Here is an 18,664-nt window from a genome sequence, read left to right as displayed (position 1 = left end):
GGTCGGCTCATCGAGCGGGTGGGCGCGGGGGAGCGCCGGGGTCTTGTACGGGGCGGTGCAGCAAGGGAATTGGCGCAGGGGGCGGTTGTCGCCCCGGGTGCGCGGATCCCGGGACGTAAGCAGGCCCGGAAGCCGCCCACCGGCGGGCGGGCCATGTCGTACCGTCTTGCCATGACCGCAGCATCCGCCGCCCCCACATCGGACGACGTCCGCGCCGTCGCGCTCGCCCTGCCGGAGACCACGGAGAAGATCGCCTGGTCGATGCCGACCTTCCGCGTCGCGGGGAAGATGTTCGCCACGCTGCCCGAGGAGGAGACCTCGATCGCGGTGCGGTGCCCCAAGGAGGAGCGCGACGAGCTGGTCCTGGCCGAACCGGAGAAGTTCTGGATCGCCGACCACGAGGCGTCCTTCGCATGGGTGAGGGTCCGCCTGGCCGCGCTCGACGACCTGGACGAACTGCGCGCGATCCTGACGGACTCCTGGCTGCAGGCCGCGCCGCCGCGCCTTTTGGAGCTGCATCCCGAGCTGAGGGTGGCCGTGGAGTAGATCACTCGCGGGCGGGACGGCGGGTGTCCGCCGGATAAAACGGGTTCACGACCACCGGTCCAAGTGCGGTATTGTTTCCGTGCGCGTTCGGCCAGGGGAAAGCCCAGGTCAGCGAGCACCGGGACGTGGCGCAGCTTGGTAGCGCACTTGACTGGGGGTCAAGGGGTCGCAGGTTCAAATCCTGTCGTCCCGACGTATTGCGTCGGTTGCACTGAGTGATCAGTGCAAGTGAAGGGCCATCTTCGGATGGCCCTTTCTCGTGCTTGCGGCCGGAAAAAACGCTTGGACGGTGCCGAACCCGTCGCGGGACACTGCTCCCTCGTTTCCAGCGGGGACAGGACCGGACAGGACGGGATGAATGGAAGCACCTGAATTACGCAAGACCGCCCCGCGCAGCGGTGCGGTCCTTCTGGCGCTGCGTTACTACCGCAGGGAGCTGGGCAGGCTCCGCAGATTCACGATCCCCGCGCTGCTCCTTCCGGCGCTGGGCAACATCGGCACCCACTACATCGCGCCGCTGGTGGTGGCCAAGCTCGCCGGTCGCATCGCCGACGGCGGCGACTCCTCGGCCGGTGCGGTCATGCCGTACGTACTCGGCTTCGCCGCGGTGATGCTCCTGTCGGAGGCGCTGTGGCGGGTCGGTCTGCACTGTCTCAACCGGCTCGACGCACTCGGTGTCGAGCGGCTGTACGCGACCGGCATGGACGCGCTGTACGCCAAGGACGCGGCGTTCTTCCACGACAACTTCGCCGGCTCGCTGACCAAGCGGGTGCTCAGTTTCGCCTCCCGCTTCGAGGAGTTCGTCGACACCCTGACCTTCAACGTGGTGGGCAGGATCGTCCCGCTGGTCTTCGGCTCCGTCGTGCTGTGGACGTACGAACCGCTGCTCGTGGTCGGCCTCCTCACGATGATCGCGCTCACGGCGGCCTGCGTGGTGCCGCTGATCCGCCGCCGGCAACGGCTTGTCGCCCAGCGCGAGGCGGCCATCGCCCGGGTCTCGGGCCACGTCGCCGACAGCCTGGCGAACATGGACACGGTCCGTGCCTTCGCCGCCGAGGAGCGCGAGGCCGCCGAGCACCGCTCGCGGGTCGCGGACTCGCGCCGCCTGATGCTGCGGTCCTGGGACTACGGCAATCTGCGCATCGACACCCTGGTGGCGCCGATGTCGGTGGCCACCAACGCGCTCGGCCTGCTGCTCGCCGTCACCCTCGGGAGCACGCACGGGGTGGAGGGCGTCGTGGTCGCCTTCACGTACTACGCCAACGCGACCCGGATCATGTTCGAGTTCAACCAGATCTACCGCCGTATCGAGAGCTCGATGACGGAAGCCGCCCAGTTCACCGAGCTGCTCATGGACGAGCCGACCGTCCTCGACCCGCCGTCGCCGCAGGCGCTGCTGCCCGGGACGGGAAGCACCGGGGTCCGCTTCGAGGAGGTGTCGTTCGCGTACGCGGGTGGTCCGCGACTGTTCGAGGGGCTCGACCTGGAGGTGGCCGGCGGGTCGCGGGTCGGCTTCGTCGGCCGCTCGGGCGGCGGCAAGACCACGCTGACCAGGTTGCTGCTGCGGATGACGGACATCGACGGCGGCCGGATCCTGGTCGGCGGCCAGGACATCGGCAAGGTGCGCCAGGCCGACCTGCGGAGCCTGATCGCGTATGTGCCCCAGGATCCGGCCATGTTCCACCGCACGCTCGGCGAGAACATCGCCTTCGCCCGGCCCGGCGCCACCGATGCCGAGATCCGGCGGGCGGCCGAGGCGGCGCACGTCACCGAGTTCGCCGACGCCCTGCCGGACGGCTTCGACACCCTGGTCGGCGAGCGCGGCGTCAAGCTCTCCGGTGGCCAGCGCCAGCGGGTCGCGCTCGCCCGTGCCATCCTGCGCGATGCGCCGATCCTGCTGCTCGACGAGGCGACCAGCGCACTGGACTCGGAGAGCGAACTCCTCGTTCAGGAGGCGCTGTGGCGGCTGATGGAGGGCCGCACCGCCCTGGTGGTCGCCCACCGGTTGTCCACGGTCGCGGGCATGGACCGGCTCGTCGTCCTCGATCACGGGCGGATCGTCGAACAGGGCTCCCACCAGGAGCTGCTCGCCGCCGACGGCACATACGCCAAGCTCTGGCTGCACCAGTCGGGAGGCTTCCTCGACGACGGGCCCGCGGTGCCCGAGCAGAGCGTCAAGGTGGCGGTGCGGGACGAGCGCTGACGGGGCGTCGGGGCATCCATGGGTTCGCCTCGGCGCCTGCTCATGGGTAGGGCTCGGCCGTCGATCTCATGCGTAAGGCTCGGCCGTCGACCTCATGCGTACGGTTCCACCGCCGACCTCACACGTAAGGCTCCGCCGTCGAAGCGCGCACGATCAGCTCGTACGACGTGGGCTTGCGCCGTGGCCGGCCGGCAGGCGGACGCAGGGCCAGGGTGAGGACCTCCTGGCCCATGCGGGCCAAGGGGAGCCGGACCGTGGTCAGGCCGGGGGCGAGGTCGGCCGCGTACGAGACGTCGTTGAAGCCGACCACCGACATGCGCTGCGGTACCGCGACGCCCTCGGTGCGCAGGGCGGAGAGTACGCCGAGTGCCATGGCGTCGTTGAGCGCGATGATCGCCGTCGTGCCGGGGTGCTCGCGCAGGATGCGCTCCGCCGCGTCGTGGCCGCCGTCGCGGGTGAACTCGGCGTGCATCACGGGGACTTCGGACATGGACAGGCCCGCGCGCTTCAACGCGACCGCGACCCCCGCGAGCCGGTCCACCACCGTCGAGAGCTTCGCGTCCCCGGCGGCCACCGCGATCCTGCGGTGGCCGAGCGAGACGAGGTGCTCCGCGATCGCCTCGCCGCCCTCCTTGTTGGCCGGGCGCACCGCGTCCGCGCTCAGCGCATGGCGGCCGATCACGGTGAGGCGGCCGCCGGCGCTCTGGAAGGCGGCCAACTCCCTTTTGGCCGCGGCCTCCAGGCTCGGGTCCACATAGCCTGAGCCCGCGATGATGATGATCCCCACGCGCTGGGCGATCAGATGCCGCACCTGCCGCAGCTCGCTGTGCGGCTCACGCGCCGAGGTGCAGATCTGCACGATGAGGCCGCGCTCACCGGCCGCCCGGATCACGCCGCTCGCGATCTCCGAGAAGTACGGGTCGTCGATCTCGTGCACGATCAGGCCCACCGTGGACGTGGCGCCGCCCGCCAGGGTGCGGGCGTGCGGGTTGGCCACATAGCCGAGTTCGCGCGAGACGCTGCGGACGCGCTCCGCCACCTCCTCGCGGACCCCGTCGCGTCCGGCGAGCGCCCGGGAAGCGGTTGCCAGCGAGACACCCGCGCGCTGCGCCACGTCGGCAAGGCGCAGGGGTGAGCGTGGTCGGGAGGGTCGGGGCATCCGTCACCGCCTCTGAACTGGGTCTTGTGAACTGGTAGTTGCCGAGTCGTTGTGCAGTTCCTGCGACGTGGCACATAGTACGCAAGCGCTCCCGAAAGCGCTTGCTAGAGCTGAGAGTCGGACCCTTCGATCCGAATGGAGTTGGCATGTACGTGCCCGCACGTCGGTGGGGCGGCAGGTCGCTGTTGCTCCTGCTGGTCCCGCTGGCCCTGCTGCTTTCCACGCTCTGGGCCGGTACGGTCCGGGCCGCTGACAACGTTGCCGCCGCTGACAACGCTGCCGCCGCGCGTGCGGCAGCCGATCCGATCCTCGACCCCATGCCCGAGCCCGCGCAGTCCGGACTCGGCCTGGTCCTCGAGGAGTACGCGCAGTTTCCGAAGACCGAACCCGTACCCGGCCCGGTCACCGACCCGCGTCTGATGCGCCATGCCCGCATCAACGCGCTCGTCGAACTCCCCGACCACACCGGGCGCAAGGCCGTACCCGATCTGAACGGGCAGCTGTACCTGGTCGAGGACGGCAAGGAGCCGCAGCTCTACCTGGACCTCGCGGGGACCTTCGGACCCCGGTTCTTCGCCAGTCGCGGGATGGGCCAGGGCTTCGGCTACGTGACCTTCGACCCGGGCTTCCGCAAGAACGGCCGTTTCTACACGGTCCACACCGAGGCTGCCTCCGCCACGACCGCGGTCCCCGACTTCCGCCAGGCCGCGTCCTCCACGTATCACGGCGTCATCACCGAGTGGACCGCGAAGGACCCCTCGGCCGCCACCTTCGAGGGCACCCGCCGCGAGGTGCTGCGCATCGGCTTCAACGGCCAGGTGCACGGCATTCAGCAGATCGACTTCAACCCGACGGCCCGCCCCGGCCATCGCGACTACGGTCTGCTGTACGCGGCGGTCGGCGACGGCGGCACGGGCAAGTCCAACGCCGAGCCCCAGACGCTCTCCCTGCCGCACGGCAAGATCCTGCGGATCGACCCCCGCGGCACCGACGGCATCAACGGCCGGTACGGGATACCCGCGTCCAACCCGTTCGTGGGCGAGCCCGGCGCGCTCGGCGAGATCTACGCGTACGGCATGCGCGACCCGCACCGCTTCAGCTGGGACAGCGGGCGCGGCCACACGATGTACCTGGGGCACATCGGCGAGCACGCCATCGAGGCCGTCTACGAGGTGCGCGCGGGTGACAACCTCGGCTGGAGCGAACGCGAGGGCGCCTTCGCCTTCGACCGGAACGCCACCAACCCGTGCCACCGGATCCTGCCGCTGCCGGCCGACGACGAGAAATACGGCTACACGTACCCCGTCGCCGCCTACGACCACAATCCGCCGCCGGGCTGGAACTGCACCGCGGACGTGGGCCGCGCCATCGCGGGCGGCTTCGTCTACCGCGGAGTCGAGGCGCCCGAGCTGCGCGGCAAGTACCTCTTCGACGATCTGGTCGACGGCCGGGTCTTCTTCACCGAGTCCGACGCGATGCGCCGAGGCCAGGAGCCCGCGCGGATCAACCAGTTGATGATCTACGACACGTCCGGCAAGCGCACCACGATGCCGGAGCTCGCCGGTGACAAGCGCGTCGATCTGCGCTTCGGCCAGGATGCGCGGGGCGAGCTGTATCTGCTCGCGAAGGCCAACGGCAAGATCTGGAAGGTCGTCGGGACCAAGCGCTTCGCCGACTGCCGTACGAACGGCGCCGAGCTCAACCGCGTGATGGGCGGCGGCAATTGGGCGCCCGTCACCCCGGCCAAGTGGCAGTTCCCCGGCCGTGAGGCGATTCTCGCCGAGGCCGGGGCGGCCCGTCCCGGACCCCGTCGGCCCTTCGAGTACGCGGTCCTGACCAAAGGGCCCGCCTTCGGCTCGGTGACGATCGAGGGCGAGGTGCGGCTCGACACTCCGGTGTCCGTGAGCAACCGGGACGTGATCATCGTCTTCGGGCATCAGTCGGACACGAAGTTCTATTACGCCCATCTGTCCCAGGACAACACCATCTATCCGCACAACGGGATCTTCGTCGTCGATGACGCCGACCGGCTCCGCCTCGACCACCAGTGGAACGGCGCCAAGGGCGCACCCCCGGCGGTCACGGACGAGGCCTGGCACGAGGTGAAGGTCGTGCACTGCGCCGAGTCCGGTGAGATCGCGGTGTACGTGGACGGTGCGCGCGATCCGCTGATGACCGCGGTCGACAAGACCCTCCCCGGTGGCCGGACCGGCTTCGGCTCCTTCGACAACACCGGCCGGCTGCGGGAGTTGGAGGTTCGCGGCACACCGCTGCGCTGAGAGCACGGCGGCCCGCCGGGGATCCGTCCCCGGCGGGCCGTGATTGACTCGGTGCCGCTATGAGTACGCACGTCCTGATTCTCGGCGGCACCACCGAGGCCCGCGCCCTGGCCGCCGCGCTCGCCGACCGTCCGGCCTGCCGCGTCACGACCTCGCTCGCGGGCCGGGTGACCTCGCCCGCCCGCATCGACGGCGAGCTGCGGACCGGGGGCTTCGGCGGAGCCGAGGGGCTCGCCGCGTGGCTGCGCGAGGAGCGCGTGGACGCGCTGATCGATGCCACGCACCCCTTCGCTGCCGTGATCAGCGCCCACGCGGCCGAAGCGGCGGGCCACTGTGCGGTGCCCGTGCTGGCGCTGCGCCGGCCCGGCTGGAGCGCCGGCCGCGGTGACGTATGGCATGACGTGCGCTCGCTGCCCGAAGCCGCCGAGCTGCTTCCCGAGTTGGGCCGCCGGGTGTTCCTGACCACCGGGCGGCAGGGTCTCGCCGCCTTCGCCGGGCTGGCGGGCCACTTTCTCGTACGGTCCGTCGAACCGCCCGACCCGCCCATGCCCGCCCACACCGAAGTGCTGCTCGCGCGGGGGCCGTTCACCGTGGCGGACGAGCTCGAGCTGCTGCGGACGCACCGTATCGACGTCCTGGTGCCCAAGGGCGGCGGCGGCGCGGCGACCGCGGCGAGGCTGGTCGCGGCGCGGGAGCTGTCCGCCCCCGTCGTCGTGGTGCGCCGCCCGCCCGTGCCGGCGGGGGTGCCGTCGGCGCCGGACGTCGCCGGCGTGCTCGCCTGGCTGGACGGGCGCGCGGACCACGGGCGCTGAGCAGTAGGTGCTGAGCAATGGGCGCTCGGCGCCGGGTGCTCGGCGGCAGGCGCTCGGTACCAAGTGCTCAACTGCGGGCGCTCGGTACCAAGTGCTCACTGCGGGCGCTCAGTCCCGGCGCCGCAGCAGATACGTGTCCATGATCCAGCCCTTGCGCTCGCGCGCCGCCGCCCGCAACTCCTCGATCCGGGGCCCCGCTTCGGCGATCGGCCCGGCGACGAGGATCTCGTCCGGCGTCCCCAGATAGGCACCCCAGAAGATCTCCAGATCCTCCTCGGCGTACGCGCGGAACGACTGGTGCGCGTCCAGCATCACCACCACATCGTCGACCCCCTCGGGGAACCCCTGCGCGAGCCGCCGCCCGGTCGTGATCTGCACCGGACGTGCCACGCGGTTGAGGCCCGTGCGGTGCTTGGCGACCAGCGCCGAGACGCTGCTGATGCCCGGCACGACCTCGTACGTGAAGTCCGTGCGCCCCTGCTCGAGGATCTCGTCCAGAATCCCCAGCGTGCTGTCGTACAGCGAAGGATCGCCCCACACGAGGAACGCGCCGGTCTCGTCCGCGCCGAGCTCCTCGGCGATCAGTGCCTCGTAGATCTCGGCGCGGCGGCTGCGCCAGTCGTCCACCGCCGGTGCGTACGCGGTGCCGCCCGCGCGCCGGTCACGCTCCGGATCGCGGGCCTCGACGACGCGGTACGAGCCCTGGGGTAGATGCTCCGCCAGCATCGCGCGCCGCAGATCCGTGAGGTCCGCCTTGACCTCGCCCTTGTCGAGCAGGAAGAAGACGTCCGTCGCCCGCATCGCCTTCACGGCCTGCAAGGTCAGGTGGTCGGGGTCGCCCGCGCCGATGCCTATGACATGGATGGTTCGCACCCGGTCAGTCTGCCGTACGGGATTCCGTCCCTGGCCGGGGCCTCAGGACCGGTGCCTCGCGGGCGGCGTCCACGGGTGTGTCGAGGCCCTCGACACGGTCCGCCAACTCCTCGGCCCAGGAGGTGAGTCCGGGCCCGTCGATCCCGTACGGCGGGTCGCCGAGCCCGAGCGTGCCCCGGCGCAGCAGCCGTGCGCCGCCCTTGCGGTTGCCCCGGGCGGCATGGGTGAGACCCACGGCGAGCTGGGCGAGCCCGCGCCACAGCGTCTGTTCGCTCTCGGGCCCCGACTTCCAGGCGTCCTCGAACACCTCGTGCGCATGGAAGGGTCTGCCCGCGTCGAGCAGCGCCTGCGCCTCGTCGAGCGTCTGCCACGGCGTACGCACGACGCCTTCCGGCTGCCGCTCGACCCCCTCGGTGCCATACGGAAGCGGTCGGCCCAGGCCGTCACGAGGCCGGGCATTACGGGCACGCCCCTCCTGGTCGCGGTCGCGGTCACCTGTCGATTGCGGATCGTGTTCGCTCACCCCTCGATTGTCCCGGGGCGGGCGCAACGGCGCAGGTCCGGGGTGAGGTATGGTTCTTTCTCGTGAGCGCGGAACACTGCGCGAACGGGACGTGGCGCAGCTTGGTAGCGCACTTGACTGGGGGTCAAGGGGTCGCAGGTTCAAATCCTGTCGTCCCGACAATTATGTCGGTTGAATACACTGGTCAGGGCCCGTCCTCGGACGGGCCCTGACTCGTTTTCCGGAGTTCTCATGACGTAAGTAGTGCGGCAGCTCCTCCAGGAGCCAGGCGTGAGCGGCTCCTCCGTTTCAGGATGCCGAGCCGGTCACCGTGTTGCCCGACCTGGTCACGTAGTACGTCGTGGTGGTGCCGCTCCAGAAGTGGAAGGTCAGCTTTGCGCGTTGGCCGTCCTTGAGGGTTTTGAGGTAGGCGGGCGTGAGTTTGATGGTGTTCTGCGCGTAGTCAGGGGCGAACGCGGTGTTGAACTGCTGGTACGGGGTCCAGTCGAGCGGTCCGGCCGCGCTGCCGTCGGCGTAGGCGGACTCCATCGTCGCCAGGGTGTCGCCCTGGAACCGGGTGGGAATCGGGAAGGCGTCGGACGTTCCCGCGGCGTTCGCCTGGACCGGCTTCTCGTAGGTCCGCACCTGGATCCGCCAGGGGACCCCCGTGGAGAACGAGGCCTGCAGCGTCGCGTTGACGCCGGGGGAGCGGTCGCCGACGAGCCGGGTGAGGGCGGCCGCCTTCAGGGTGAGCTTGTTGCCGGTCAGGGTGTAGTCCCTGCCCTTGGCCAAGTCGGCGGTGCCCTGCTTCAGGCTCTTGAAGGCGGTCCCGTTGGGGTCGAGCGTGAGCGTGCTGTCCTTGACAGCGCCCGACTTCGGTACGAAGACGGTGGCGGACGATGCCGTGCCCGAGCGCGTCGTCCAGCTCGACCTGATCTGCCGGAACAGGCCGGCGTCCTTCCACTTCAGCGCCTTGCGGTCGTAGAAGGCGCCGTTGTCCCACAAGGTCGTGGTGACCTTGTTGGTACGCGCCGCGTGTCCGAACGCCTCGAAGTACTTGAGCATCTCGCCGCGTTCGACGGCGCCGGGGCCGTGGTCGAAGCCGAGCAGCCCGTATTCGCCCATGACCACGGGGATGCCCTGGTCGACGAACGTGTCGTTGATGTCCGTGAACGTCTTGGTCAGATTCGCCTCGACCGTGGCGTCGAAGCGGGTGACGCCCGCGTTGTTCACGCTGAACGGCCAGTAGCCGTAGTAGTGGACGGTCGCGATCAGGCGCGGGTCGTTCAGCGACTTGATGGTGCCGGCCAGGTGCCGCATCAGCTTCACGTCCGGGGTGCAGACCTCGGTCGGCAGCATGAGCAGACGGTTCTCGTTGCCGCCGCCCGAGCCGCGCACGATGCGGTGGAACACCGTGTTCAACTCGTCGAGCAGCTCGGCCTTGCGGGCGGCGTCCGCGTGGTCGAACTGGGGCTCGTTGATGCTCTCGAAGACCAGGTGCGCGGGCGCGTCCCGGAAGGTCGAGGCGATCTGGGTCCAGGTCGCATCGAAGCGGGCGAGCACCTTGTCGTGATCGGTGGCCATCCCCTTGGTCCACTGCCACGAGTCGTGGTGCACATCGATGATCACGTAGAGGCCCTCGGCGAGGGCCCAGTCCACGACCTCCTTCACCCGGCTGAGGTAGGCCGCGTCGATGGTGTGGCCAGGTGCCGCGCCTTGGTGGTCGCTCCAAGTCACAGGGACACGGACGCTCTTGAAGCCCTGGGCGCGGATCTTCTCGAGAAGCGCCTTGGTGGTGCGGGGCTGGCCCCATGCCGTCTCGTCCGGGACGGCGTCCAGGCTGTTGCCGAGGTTCCAGCCCGGCTGCATCGCGGCGACGGCGGCGCTCGCGTCCGCCGGGACCGTGGCGGCGCCGGCCCGGGGCCGGGCCGCGTCGCCGAACACGCCGAAAGCGGTGCCGTACGCGAGGACACCCCCGGCGAGCAGGGCCAGGGGAGTCCCGATGGCGAATCCGATCCGGCGACGGCGGTGGCGTGGGGGGTGCTGGTTCTGCATGGCTCGTCCGTTCTGCAGCGCAAGCGGTCACCCCCCCAGTCGCCGCCGACGCCGCAAGGGTTGCCATGGCGGACCATTCAGGGCGCGGGCAGACCGGGCGACTCGGAGTGCGGACAGGCCGGGCGGTTCAGGGCGCCGGCAGCCCCGGCGCCCCCCCGCCTCCGCGTCCCGCGGGGGGGATGAGCCGGGGGCCGGCGGCCGCCGCGTCGGCCCCCCGGCCCGCCGCCACCGCATCGAGGACGGCCCGGTGTCCGGGCAGTGATGCGGCGATGGCCCCGGGTGTCTGCGTACTGATCGCGAAGTGATGCCGCAGGGCCACGTCGATGGCGCGCCCGAGAGAGCCGAGCAGGCGGTTGCCGCCCGCGGCCAGCAGTGTGCGGTGGAAGGTGGTGTCCGCCTCCACATACGCCGCACTGTCACCGCGGGCCTCGGCCTCCTCCATGTCCGCCAGCGCCGCCCGCAGCACCGCGAGATGATCGACGCTGCGGTGCTCCGCCGCCAGGCGCGCGGCCTCCGGTTCCACGATGCGGCGCAACTGGCCTGTCTCCCGCAGAAGTTGACGCGGCTCGCACTCCTGCTGCCAGCTCAGGACGTCCTCGTCCAGGTGGTTCCACTGCTCCGGTGGCAGTACGCGCGTGCCCGTACGCGGCCGTGTGGTGAGCATGCCCTTGGCGGCGAGGGCCTTCACAGCCTCGCGCAACGCCCCACGGCTGACGTCCAGTTGCGCGGCCAGCCGGTCCTCCACCGGCAGCGCGGCGCCGACCGGGTAGCCGCCCGAGACGATGTGGCGCCCGAGGACGTCGATGAGCTGCTGATGGCCCGTCCGGCTCTTCCGCGTGATCGCCGGTATGGCTGCCGCGTGCTGCGCGGCGCCGTTGATTCCGGCGACCTCGCGTGCCTCCGCTGTTTTTCCCACGATCTTGTGCACACCCCCTGGACGACTTCATCGAATCATTCAATGATTGCCCGGCATTGTACGCGCTCCGTCACCAACGCCCCCTGGAGACGTCCCCGATGACCGACGCCGACCGCATACCCTCCCCGCCCTCCCCGTCCTCGCCGTTCCCCCTGCGCACCAAGCTGTTGCCGGCCCCGGCGGTGCGGGAGCTGCCCGCACCGCCCGCGAAGACCTGGCGCATCATCGGGCCCGGCATCGTAGCGGCCGGAGTCGGCCTGTCCTCGGGCGAGTTCGTGCTCTGGCCCTATATCGCCTCGCAGGCGGGCCTGGTGTTCCTGTGGGGCGCGGTGATCGGCGTCATCACCCAGTGGTTCCTCAACATGGAGATCGAGCGGTACACCCTCGCCACCGGTGAGACCGCGGTCACCGGCTTCAACCGCTACTGGCGGCACTGGGGCCTGGTCATGGTGGTGTTCACCTACGCGGCGAACCTGTGGCCCGGCTGGGCCATCAGCTCGGCGACGATGCTGAGTTACGTCTTCGGCGGCAAACCCGCATGGATCGGGATCGGCCTGCTCGTCGTGATCGGCCTGATCCTCACCCTCGCGCCCGTCGTCTACAACGCGCTCGAGAAGATGCTCGGCGTGAAGATCCTGCTGATCGGCGGGTTCTTCATCCTCGCCCTCGCCCTCGCCGTAACCGCCACGACCGTGGGCGACCTTCCGACGGCCGTCACCGACGCGACGTTCCCGCACGAACTGGGCGTCGCCGTGCTCATGGGGGCGCTCGCATACGCCGGAGCGGGCGGCGGGCAGAACCTCGTGCAGAGCAACTGGATCCGCGACAAGGGCTTCGGGATGGGCCACTACGTGCCGCGTCTGGTGAGCCCGGTCACCGGTAAGGAGGAGGCGGCCGACGGCTCGCGGGTCGGCTATGTCTTCGAGACGAACGAGACCAACCTGGCCCGGTGGCGCCGCTGGTGGAAGTTCGCCAACCTCGAGCAGGCCATCACCTTCGCCCTGGTCACCATCCTCACGATCGTCCTGTCCTCGATGCTGGCGCACTCCACGCTCTACGGCACCGAGGGGCTCGAGAACAACGTCGGCTTCGTCCAGAAGGAGGGCGAGGTCCTGCAGGACCGCGTCGGCGACTGGTTCGGCGTCTTCTTCTGGCTGATCGGTGCGTTCTCCCTGTTCAGCGCCGCGACCGGCATCGTCGACTACACCAGCCGGATGACCGCCGACGTGCTCAAGTCGACGTACCTGCGCGGCACCCGGCTCTCGGAGTCCCGTATCTACGCACGTCTCGTCTGGGGACTTGTCGGCGTCGGCTCGGTGGTGCTGCTGTCGGGATTCGACCAGCCGCTCGTCCTGCTCGTCATCTCCGCCTGTGTCTCCGGCCTCATGATGTTCGTCTACTCGATCCTGCTCCTGGTCATGAACCGCACCGCGCTGCCCAACCCGCTGAAGGTGCGCGGCTATCGGGTGGCCGCCCTGGTGTGGGCGGCGCTGCTGTTCGGCGTGCTGTCCGTCCTGACGGTGCGGCAGCAGCTCGACAACCTCTTCGGCTGAGACCCGCCGGCTCGCCTTTCCCGGAAGATGCCGGACTCCCGCCTTCCCCCGCACATGTCAGACCCCCGTACGTACAAGGAGTGATCCGCATGACCGACGTCCGACCCCACCCCTCCGGCCGCCGCAGTCAGTCCTGGTTCGGGGCCGCGGGGCGCGGCGGGATGCTGTACCGGTCGTGGATGCGCAACCAGGGTTTCGGGCCCGAGGTCTTCGACGGCCGTCCCGTCATCGGGATCGCCGTATCGGCCTCCGAACTCGCCCCCTGCAACGCCCACTTGACCCGCGTCGCACAGGCCGTGAAGCGCGGGGTGTGGCAGGCCGGTGGCTTCCCCCTGGAGTTCCCCACGATGGCGACGGGCGAGACGCTGATGCGGCCCACCGCCATGCTGTACCGCAACCTCATGGCCATGGAGGTCGAGGAGCTGATCCGCGCCAACCCGCTCGACGGCGTGGTGCTGCTCTCCGGCTGCGACAAGACGACCCCGGCCATGCTCATGGGCGCCGCGAGCGTCGATCTGCCCGCCTTGATGGTCACCGGCGGGCCCATGCTCAACGGCAAGTTCCAGGGGCGTGACGTCGGTTCGGGCACGGCCGTGTGGCAGATGGAGGCCGAGGTCAAGGCGGGCCGGATGACCGAGGAGGAGTGCTTCTTCGCGGAAGGCTGTATGGCCCGCTCCGACGGACACTGCATGACGATGGGCACCGCCTCCACGATGGCGTGCATGGCGGAGACCCTCGGCATGCAGCTGCCCGGCTCGGCGACCTGGCCCGCGGTCGACATGCGGCGTTACGAGACCGGGCAGGCGGCTGGCCGGCGCATCGTCGGGATGGTCGAGGAGGAACTGCGCCCGTCGCGGATCCTGACGCGCGAGGCCTTCGAGAACGCCATCCGCACCAACGCCGCCATCGGCGGCTCGACCAACGCGATCATCCACCTCACGGCCATCGCGGGGCGGGTCGGCGTACGGCTCGATGCCGAGGACTTCGACCAACTGGCCCGGGAAGTACCGACGTTGCTGAACCTGATGCCGTCGGGCAAGTACCTCATGGAGGACTTCTGCTACGCGGGCGGACTCCCCGCCGTCCACAACGAGCTGATACGCGCCGGTCTGCTGCACGGCGGACAGGTCACCGTCACCGGGCGCGCCCTCGCCGAGAACGTGGCGGACGCCGAGCGCGTCGGCGACGAGGTGATCACCCCGGTCGACGCCCCGTTCCAGCCCGCCGGTTCCGGGACCGCGGTGCTGCGCGGCAACCTCTGTCCGGACGGCGCCGTCATCAAGCAGTCGGCCGCGTCACCGCACCTGCTGACCCACACCGGGACCGCCCTCGTCTTCGACTCCCCGGAGGCGTACCACGCGGTGTGCGACGACCCGGACCTGGAGGCCGACGAGAACACCGTCCTCGTCATCCGCAACGCGGGCCCCAAGGGCTACCCCGGTATGCCCGAGGTCTCCAACGTGCCGCTGCCGGCAAAGCTGTTGAAGGCCGGAGTCACCGACATGGTGCGGATCTGCGACGGCCGGATGAGCGGCACGGGTTACGGCACGGTCGTCCTGCACGTCACCCCGGAGGCGGCCGTCGGCGGGCCGCTCGCCCTCGTGCGGAGCGGAGATCTCATCACCCTGGACGTGCCGAAGAGGGCGCTGCATCTGGACGTGGAACCGGACGAACTGGAGCGCCGGCGCGCCGCCTGGGAGCCGCCCGCGCCCCGGCACGACAGCGGGTACGCCTGGCTGTACACGCAGCATGTCGAAGGCGCCGACCGGGGCGCGGACTTCGACTTCCTGCGCGGCTGCCGCGGGCATGCCGTGCCGCGCGACTCGCATTGACCGTGTGCCGCACCGTGCCCCTGCCGCGCGACTCGCATTGACCGTGTGCCGCCCCGTGCCCCTGCCGCGTACGGCCGATCCCCGGAGCAACTGATGAACCTCACCCCCGAGACCGTCCTGCCCGACGACGCCGAGGACGCGCTGCTCGTCGCCCGCGTGCACGAGCCCGAGTGGGACGGGCCGTGCGTGGCGGCCGTCCGCGGCGCGCATCTCGTCGACCTCACCTCCCACGTGCCCACCGTCGCCGATCTGCTCGAACGCGAGGACGCGGGCCGGCTCGTCCGGGACGCCCCGGGCGGGCGTCGCTGGCCCCTCGACGAGCTCCTGGCGGCGACCGCGTCCCCTCGCCGCGACATACCGCAGCTCCTCGCACCCGTGGACCTTCAGGTGATCAAGGCCGCGGGGGTGACCTTCGCAGAGAGCCTGATGGAACGGGTCATCGAGGAGCGCACCGGCGGCGACCCGACCCTTGCGGCCCGCACCCGGGAGCGCCTCGTGTCCTTTGTGGGTCCGGTGACGGAGGTGCGCCCCGGGTCGCCCGAGGCCGCGAAGGCCAAGGAGATCCTGCAGGCCGACGGCCTGTGGTCGCAGTATCTGGAGGTCGGCATCGGACCCGACCCCGAGGTGTTCACCAAGGCGCCGGTCCTCTCCGCCGTCGGAACCGGTGCGCGGATCGGCTTGCTCGCCTCGTCCGTGTGGAACAACCCCGAGCCCGAGGTGGTGCTCGCGGCCGACTCCCGCGGGCGGGTGCGCGGCGCGCTGCTCGGCAACGACGTCAACCTCCGCGATGTCGAGGGCCGCAGCGCCCTGCTCCTGCCGCGCGCCAAGGACAACAACGCGTCCTGCGCGCTCGGCCCGTTCCTGCGCCTGTTCGACGACGCGGGCACGCGGGGCGACGGGTTCGGCCTCGACGACGTACGGGAGCTCGAGGTCGCCCTCGACGTCACGGGCACGGACGGGTTCGTCCTCGAAGGCAGCAGCTCCATGCGGCGCATCAGCCGGGACGTACTCGACCTGGTGGCGTCCGTGCACGGCGACCACCACCAACACCCCGACGGATTCGTCCTGTTCACGGGAACGCTGTTCGCGCCCACCCAGGACAGGGACGCGCCCGGAGAGGGCTTCACGCACCACGAGGGCGACGTCGTACGCATCTCCAGCCCGCGCCTCGGCTCACTCGTCAACACCGTGACGACGAGCGAGGCGGCGCCGCCTTGGGAGTACGGGATAGGGCGGCTGATGCGGAACCTGGCGGGGCGCGGGGTGCTGTGACCGGGGAGGCGAGGACGCGGGGTGCTGTGACCCCGGGGAGAGGGAAGGGCGCGCGGTGCTCTGACCCGGGGGAGGCGGCGGCAAGGGTCTTGTGTCCGGGATCGGGACGACCGGACGATGCACATATGACCGAGCCGAGCTCCACCCCCACCGGATCCTCGTCCGTTCTCGCCGCCCTCGTGAGCGCCCTGCGGGGCGGCTCGATCGAAGTGCTGGATCTGACCGCGCCCCTGTCCTCGTCCACACCGATCCTGCAGCTGCCCGAGGAGTTCGGGCAGACCGCGCCCTTCCAGCTGGAGGAGATCAGCCGCTACGACGCCAAGGGGCCCGCCTGGTACTGGAACAACTTCCGGTCCGGCGAGCACACCGGAACCCACTTCGACGCACCCAACCACTGGGTCACCGGCCGGGACCTCGGCGATGTGTCGTCGGTGCCGGTGCAACAGCTGGTCGCGCCCGCGGTGGTGCTCGACTTCACCGAGGAGGCCGCCAAGGACCCCGACTTCCTGGTCGAGGTGGAGCACATACGGGCCTGGGAGGGCCGGCACGGGCCGCTGCCCGAAGGCGGCTGGCTGCTGCTGCGTACCGGCTGGGGCAGCCGGGCGGGGGAGCAGGAGGCGTTCCTGAACGCGGACGAGCGCGGGCCGCACACCCCCGGCCTGTCCGCGGACTGCGCCCGCTGGGTGGCCGAGGAGTCACCGGTCATCGGGCTCGGCGTGGACACGGTGGGCACGGACGCCGGCCAGGCCTTCACCTTCGAGCCGCAGTTCCCCTGCCACTCGTACCTCATGGGCAGCGGCAAGTACGGCCTGACCCAGCTGCAGCGGCTCGCCGAACTCCCGGCCACCGGCGCCGTGTTGATCGCGGGGCCGTTGCCGATCGTGTCGGGGTCCGGCTCGCCAGCCCGGGTGCTCGCCCTCGTGGAACGTACGCCGTGAAGGTCGCCGAAGCCGTCGGGCGGGCGCTGGCCGCGTCCGGGGTCGGACAGGTCTTCGGGGTCCTCGGCTCGGGGAACTTCCATGTCACCAACGCGATGGTGGCGGCGGGCGCGCGCTTCGTCGCGACGCGGCACGAGGGCGGGGCCGCGACCATGGCCGATGCGTACGCCAGGACGTCGGGCACGGTGGCGGCCCTCAGCGTGCACCAGGGGTGCGGTCTGACCAACGCGCTGACCGGGATCGCGGAGGCGGCCAAGAGCCGTACGCCCCTGGTGGTCATCGCACCGGAGGCCACGCAACGGCACTCCAACTTCCATGTGGACCAAGCAGCGTTGGGACACGCGGTAGGTGCCCGCAGCACCCGCGTCACCTCGGCGTCCGACGCCGTGGGGCAGACCACCGCCGCCGTGCGGCTGGCCGTACAGGCGCGTTGCACCGTCGTGCTCAACCTTCCGCTCGACGTACAGGCGCAGGAAGTTCCCGACGCCGAGCGAGCCCTGGCCGCCGTCGCGCCACCCCCGCCTCGTACGCCCGTGGAGCCGGCCGATGCCGAGGTCGCCGCGCTCGCCGAGATCCTCGCCCACGCGCAGCGGCCGGTGTTCATCGCCGGACGCGGGGCACGAGGCGCCCCGGGCCGCGCGGCGCTGGAGGAGCTGGCCGAGCGGTGCGGCGCGCTGCTCGCCACCTCGGCGGTGGCGCGGGGCCTGTTCCACGGCAATCCGTGGTCGCTCGACGTCGCGGGCGGCTTCGCCTCACCCCTGGCCGCCGAGTTGATCGCTGACGCCGATGTGATCGTGGGCTGGGGCTGTGCGCTGACCATGTGGACGACACGGCACGGCCGGCTCATCGGCGCCGAGACCACCGTGGTGCAGGTGGACGACGACCCCGTGGCGCTCGGCGCCCACCGGCCCGTACACCTGGGCGTGACCGGGGACGTGGCGCTCGTCGCCCGGCGCGTGCTCGCTGCGGCCGAGGACCGGTCGGGCTACCGGACCGCCACGGCCGCCTTCGCGCTCGCCGCCCGGCCGGGCTGGCGGGACGTGCCGTACGTGGACGGCGGAACGCGCGACCGCATCGACCCGCGCACCCTGTCGATCGCCCTGGACGAGATCCTTCCCCCGGAACGGGTGATCGGCGTCGACTCGGGCAACTTCATGGGCTACCCCACGATGTATCTGTCCGTACCGGATGAGCAGGGCCTGTGCTTCACCCAGGGTTTCCAGTCCATCGGGCTCGGACTCGCCACCGCCGTCGGAGCCGCGCTGGCCCTGCCGGACCGGCTGCCGGTGGCCGCGGTCGGTGACGGCGGGCTGATGATGAGCGCCGCCGAACTCGACACGGTCCGCCGGCTCGGGCTGCCCATGGTGGTGGTCGTCTACAACGACGACGCCTACGGAGCCGAGGTGCACCACTTCGGACCGGACGGACACCCCCTGGACACGGTGGAGTTCCCGCCCGCGTCCATCGCCGCGATCGCCCGTGGATACGGCTTCGAGGCGGTGACGGTACGCGCGGTCGAGGATCTCAAGGCGGTACGGGACTGGGTGGCCGGACCGCGCGGCGCCCCGCTGCTCATCGACGCCAAGGTCCTGCGGGACCAGGCGGCTTGGTGGCTGGAGGAGGCGTTCCGCGGGCACTGACCGACTGGGCTCGGACCAGTGCCCGACCGGGCTCGGGCCGCCGACGGACAGGGTTCGGGCCACTGACGGGCAGGGGTCGGGCCA

Annotated in this window: 14 protein-coding genes and 2 tRNA genes; 11 read left to right on the top strand and 5 right to left on the bottom strand. The window is 70.8% G+C overall.

Annotation, left to right across the window (positions count from 1 at the left end; all coding sequences use genetic code 11):
* Window positions 1–171: 171 nt before the first annotated feature.
* The 3 genes from JAO81_RS02415 to JAO81_RS02405 all read left to right on the top strand — a co-directional run bounded on the left by JAO81_RS02415 (window position 172) and on the right by JAO81_RS02405 (window position 2,749).
* Complete coding sequence (locus JAO81_RS02415) at window positions 172–546, top strand: MmcQ/YjbR family DNA-binding protein (protein WP_199546037.1); 375 nt, start codon at window positions 172–174, stop codon at window positions 544–546.
* 119 nt (window positions 547–665) lie between these two features.
* Window positions 666–739: transfer RNA gene (locus tag JAO81_RS02410), tRNA-Pro, on the top strand.
* 165 nt (window positions 740–904) lie between these two features.
* Window positions 905–2,749 (top strand): ABC transporter ATP-binding protein, encoded by a 1,845-nt coding sequence (locus JAO81_RS02405; protein WP_199546036.1) that lies wholly within the window; start codon window positions 905–907, stop codon window positions 2,747–2,749.
* A gap of 118 nt (window positions 2,750–2,867) precedes the next feature.
* On the opposite strand, the gene JAO81_RS02400 is transcribed toward JAO81_RS02405, so the two are convergent.
* Window positions 2,868–3,908 carry a LacI family DNA-binding transcriptional regulator gene (locus JAO81_RS02400; RefSeq protein ID WP_199546035.1) on the bottom strand — a complete coding sequence of 347 codons (1,041 nt, stop codon included), beginning with the start codon at window positions 3,906–3,908 and terminating at the stop codon, window positions 2,868–2,870.
* 146 nt (window positions 3,909–4,054) lie between these two features.
* Here JAO81_RS02400 and JAO81_RS02395 point away from each other — a divergent pair, with 146 nt between their 5' ends.
* On the top strand, window positions 4,055–6,187 hold the full coding sequence (locus JAO81_RS02395) for a sorbosone dehydrogenase family protein (protein WP_199546034.1): 2,133 nt from the start codon (window positions 4,055–4,057) through the stop codon (window positions 6,185–6,187).
* 59 nt (window positions 6,188–6,246) lie between these two features.
* Window positions 6,247–6,999: a cobalt-precorrin-6A reductase gene (locus JAO81_RS02390; protein ID WP_199546033.1), complete on the top strand. Its 753-nt coding sequence runs from the start codon at window positions 6,247–6,249 to the stop codon at window positions 6,997–6,999.
* Window positions 7,000–7,107: 108 nt separating this feature from the next.
* Here JAO81_RS02390 and cobF read toward each other — a convergent pair whose 3' ends face one another.
* On the bottom strand, window positions 7,108–7,872 hold the full coding sequence (cobF, locus tag JAO81_RS02385) for a precorrin-6A synthase (deacetylating) (protein WP_199546032.1): 765 nt from the start codon (window positions 7,870–7,872) through the stop codon (window positions 7,108–7,110).
* A 4-nt stretch (window positions 7,873–7,876) separates the two neighbouring features.
* Complete coding sequence (locus tag JAO81_RS02380) at window positions 7,877–8,395, bottom strand: DUF309 domain-containing protein (RefSeq protein WP_199546031.1); 519 nt, start codon at window positions 8,393–8,395, stop codon at window positions 7,877–7,879.
* Between the two features lie 85 nt (window positions 8,396–8,480).
* On the opposite strand from JAO81_RS02380, the gene JAO81_RS02375 reads away from it, so the two are divergent.
* Window positions 8,481–8,554: transfer RNA gene (locus tag JAO81_RS02375), tRNA-Pro, on the top strand.
* A gap of 129 nt (window positions 8,555–8,683) precedes the next feature.
* On the opposite strand, the gene JAO81_RS02370 is transcribed toward JAO81_RS02375, so the two are convergent.
* Together JAO81_RS02370 and JAO81_RS02365 are read right to left on the bottom strand one after the other, a co-directional pair.
* On the bottom strand, window positions 8,684–10,429 hold the full coding sequence (locus JAO81_RS02370; protein ID WP_199546030.1) for a cellulase family glycosylhydrolase: 1,746 nt from the start codon (window positions 10,427–10,429) through the stop codon (window positions 8,684–8,686).
* Between the two features lie 127 nt (window positions 10,430–10,556).
* Window positions 10,557–11,279 (bottom strand): FadR/GntR family transcriptional regulator, encoded by a 723-nt coding sequence (locus JAO81_RS02365; protein WP_199546102.1) that lies wholly within the window; start codon window positions 11,277–11,279, stop codon window positions 10,557–10,559.
* Between the two features lie 164 nt (window positions 11,280–11,443).
* On the opposite strand from JAO81_RS02365, the gene JAO81_RS02360 reads away from it, so the two are divergent.
* The 5 genes from JAO81_RS02360 to JAO81_RS02340 all read left to right on the top strand — a co-directional run bounded on the left by JAO81_RS02360 (window position 11,444) and on the right by JAO81_RS02340 (window position 18,580).
* Window positions 11,444–12,898: an Nramp family divalent metal transporter gene (locus tag JAO81_RS02360; protein ID WP_199546029.1), complete on the top strand. Its 1,455-nt coding sequence runs from the start codon at window positions 11,444–11,446 to the stop codon at window positions 12,896–12,898.
* A gap of 89 nt (window positions 12,899–12,987) precedes the next feature.
* The gene (locus JAO81_RS02355) at window positions 12,988–14,730 is read left to right on the top strand and encodes an IlvD/Edd family dehydratase (protein WP_199546028.1); all 1,743 of its coding nucleotides are present in this window, start codon (window positions 12,988–12,990) and stop codon (window positions 14,728–14,730) included.
* Between the two features lie 93 nt (window positions 14,731–14,823).
* Entirely contained in the window at window positions 14,824–16,002 is a 1,179-nt protein-coding gene (locus tag JAO81_RS02350) for a fumarylacetoacetate hydrolase family protein (RefSeq protein ID WP_199546027.1), read from the top strand.
* Between the two features lie 125 nt (window positions 16,003–16,127).
* A complete protein-coding gene (locus tag JAO81_RS02345) occupies window positions 16,128–16,940 on the top strand; it encodes a cyclase family protein (protein WP_199546026.1) in 813 nt (270 codons plus the stop codon).
* Window positions 16,937–18,580: a thiamine pyrophosphate-binding protein gene (locus JAO81_RS02340; RefSeq protein ID WP_199546025.1), complete on the top strand. Its 1,644-nt coding sequence runs from the start codon at window positions 16,937–16,939 to the stop codon at window positions 18,578–18,580. Before JAO81_RS02345 ends, JAO81_RS02340 begins: the two co-directional genes overlap by 4 nt.
* The last annotated feature ends 84 nt before the right edge of the window (window positions 18,581–18,664 follow it).

This window comes from Streptomyces sp. N35, from assembly GCF_016464295.1.
Lineage (GTDB): Bacteria > Actinomycetota > Actinomycetes > Streptomycetales > Streptomycetaceae > Streptomyces.
This window is presented reverse-complemented; position numbering and strand designations above follow the sequence as displayed.

Bases quoted from the DNA above. Each gene is read 5' to 3' on its own strand.
- JAO81_RS02370 (WP_199546030.1), bottom strand. From the start codon at position 10,429: ATGCAGAACCAGCACCCCCCACGCCACCGCCGTCGCCGGATCGGATTC.
- JAO81_RS02355 (WP_199546028.1), top strand. From the start codon at position 12,988: ATGACCGACGTCCGACCCCACCCCTCCGGCCGCCGCAGTCAGTCCTGG.
- JAO81_RS02360 (WP_199546029.1), top strand. From the start codon at position 11,444: ATGACCGACGCCGACCGCATACCCTCCCCGCCCTCCCCGTCCTCGCCG.
- JAO81_RS02350 (WP_199546027.1), top strand. From the start codon at position 14,824: ATGAACCTCACCCCCGAGACCGTCCTGCCCGACGACGCCGAGGACGCG.
- JAO81_RS02345 (WP_199546026.1), top strand. From the start codon at position 16,128: ATGACCGAGCCGAGCTCCACCCCCACCGGATCCTCGTCCGTTCTCGCC.
- JAO81_RS02395 (WP_199546034.1), top strand. From the start codon at position 4,055: ATGTACGTGCCCGCACGTCGGTGGGGCGGCAGGTCGCTGTTGCTCCTG.
- JAO81_RS02405 (WP_199546036.1), top strand. From the start codon at position 905: ATGGAAGCACCTGAATTACGCAAGACCGCCCCGCGCAGCGGTGCGGTC.
- JAO81_RS02390 (WP_199546033.1), top strand. From the start codon at position 6,247: ATGAGTACGCACGTCCTGATTCTCGGCGGCACCACCGAGGCCCGCGCC.
- JAO81_RS02415 (WP_199546037.1), top strand. From the start codon at position 172: ATGACCGCAGCATCCGCCGCCCCCACATCGGACGACGTCCGCGCCGTC.
- JAO81_RS02400 (WP_199546035.1), bottom strand. From the start codon at position 3,908: ATGCCCCGACCCTCCCGACCACGCTCACCCCTGCGCCTTGCCGACGTG.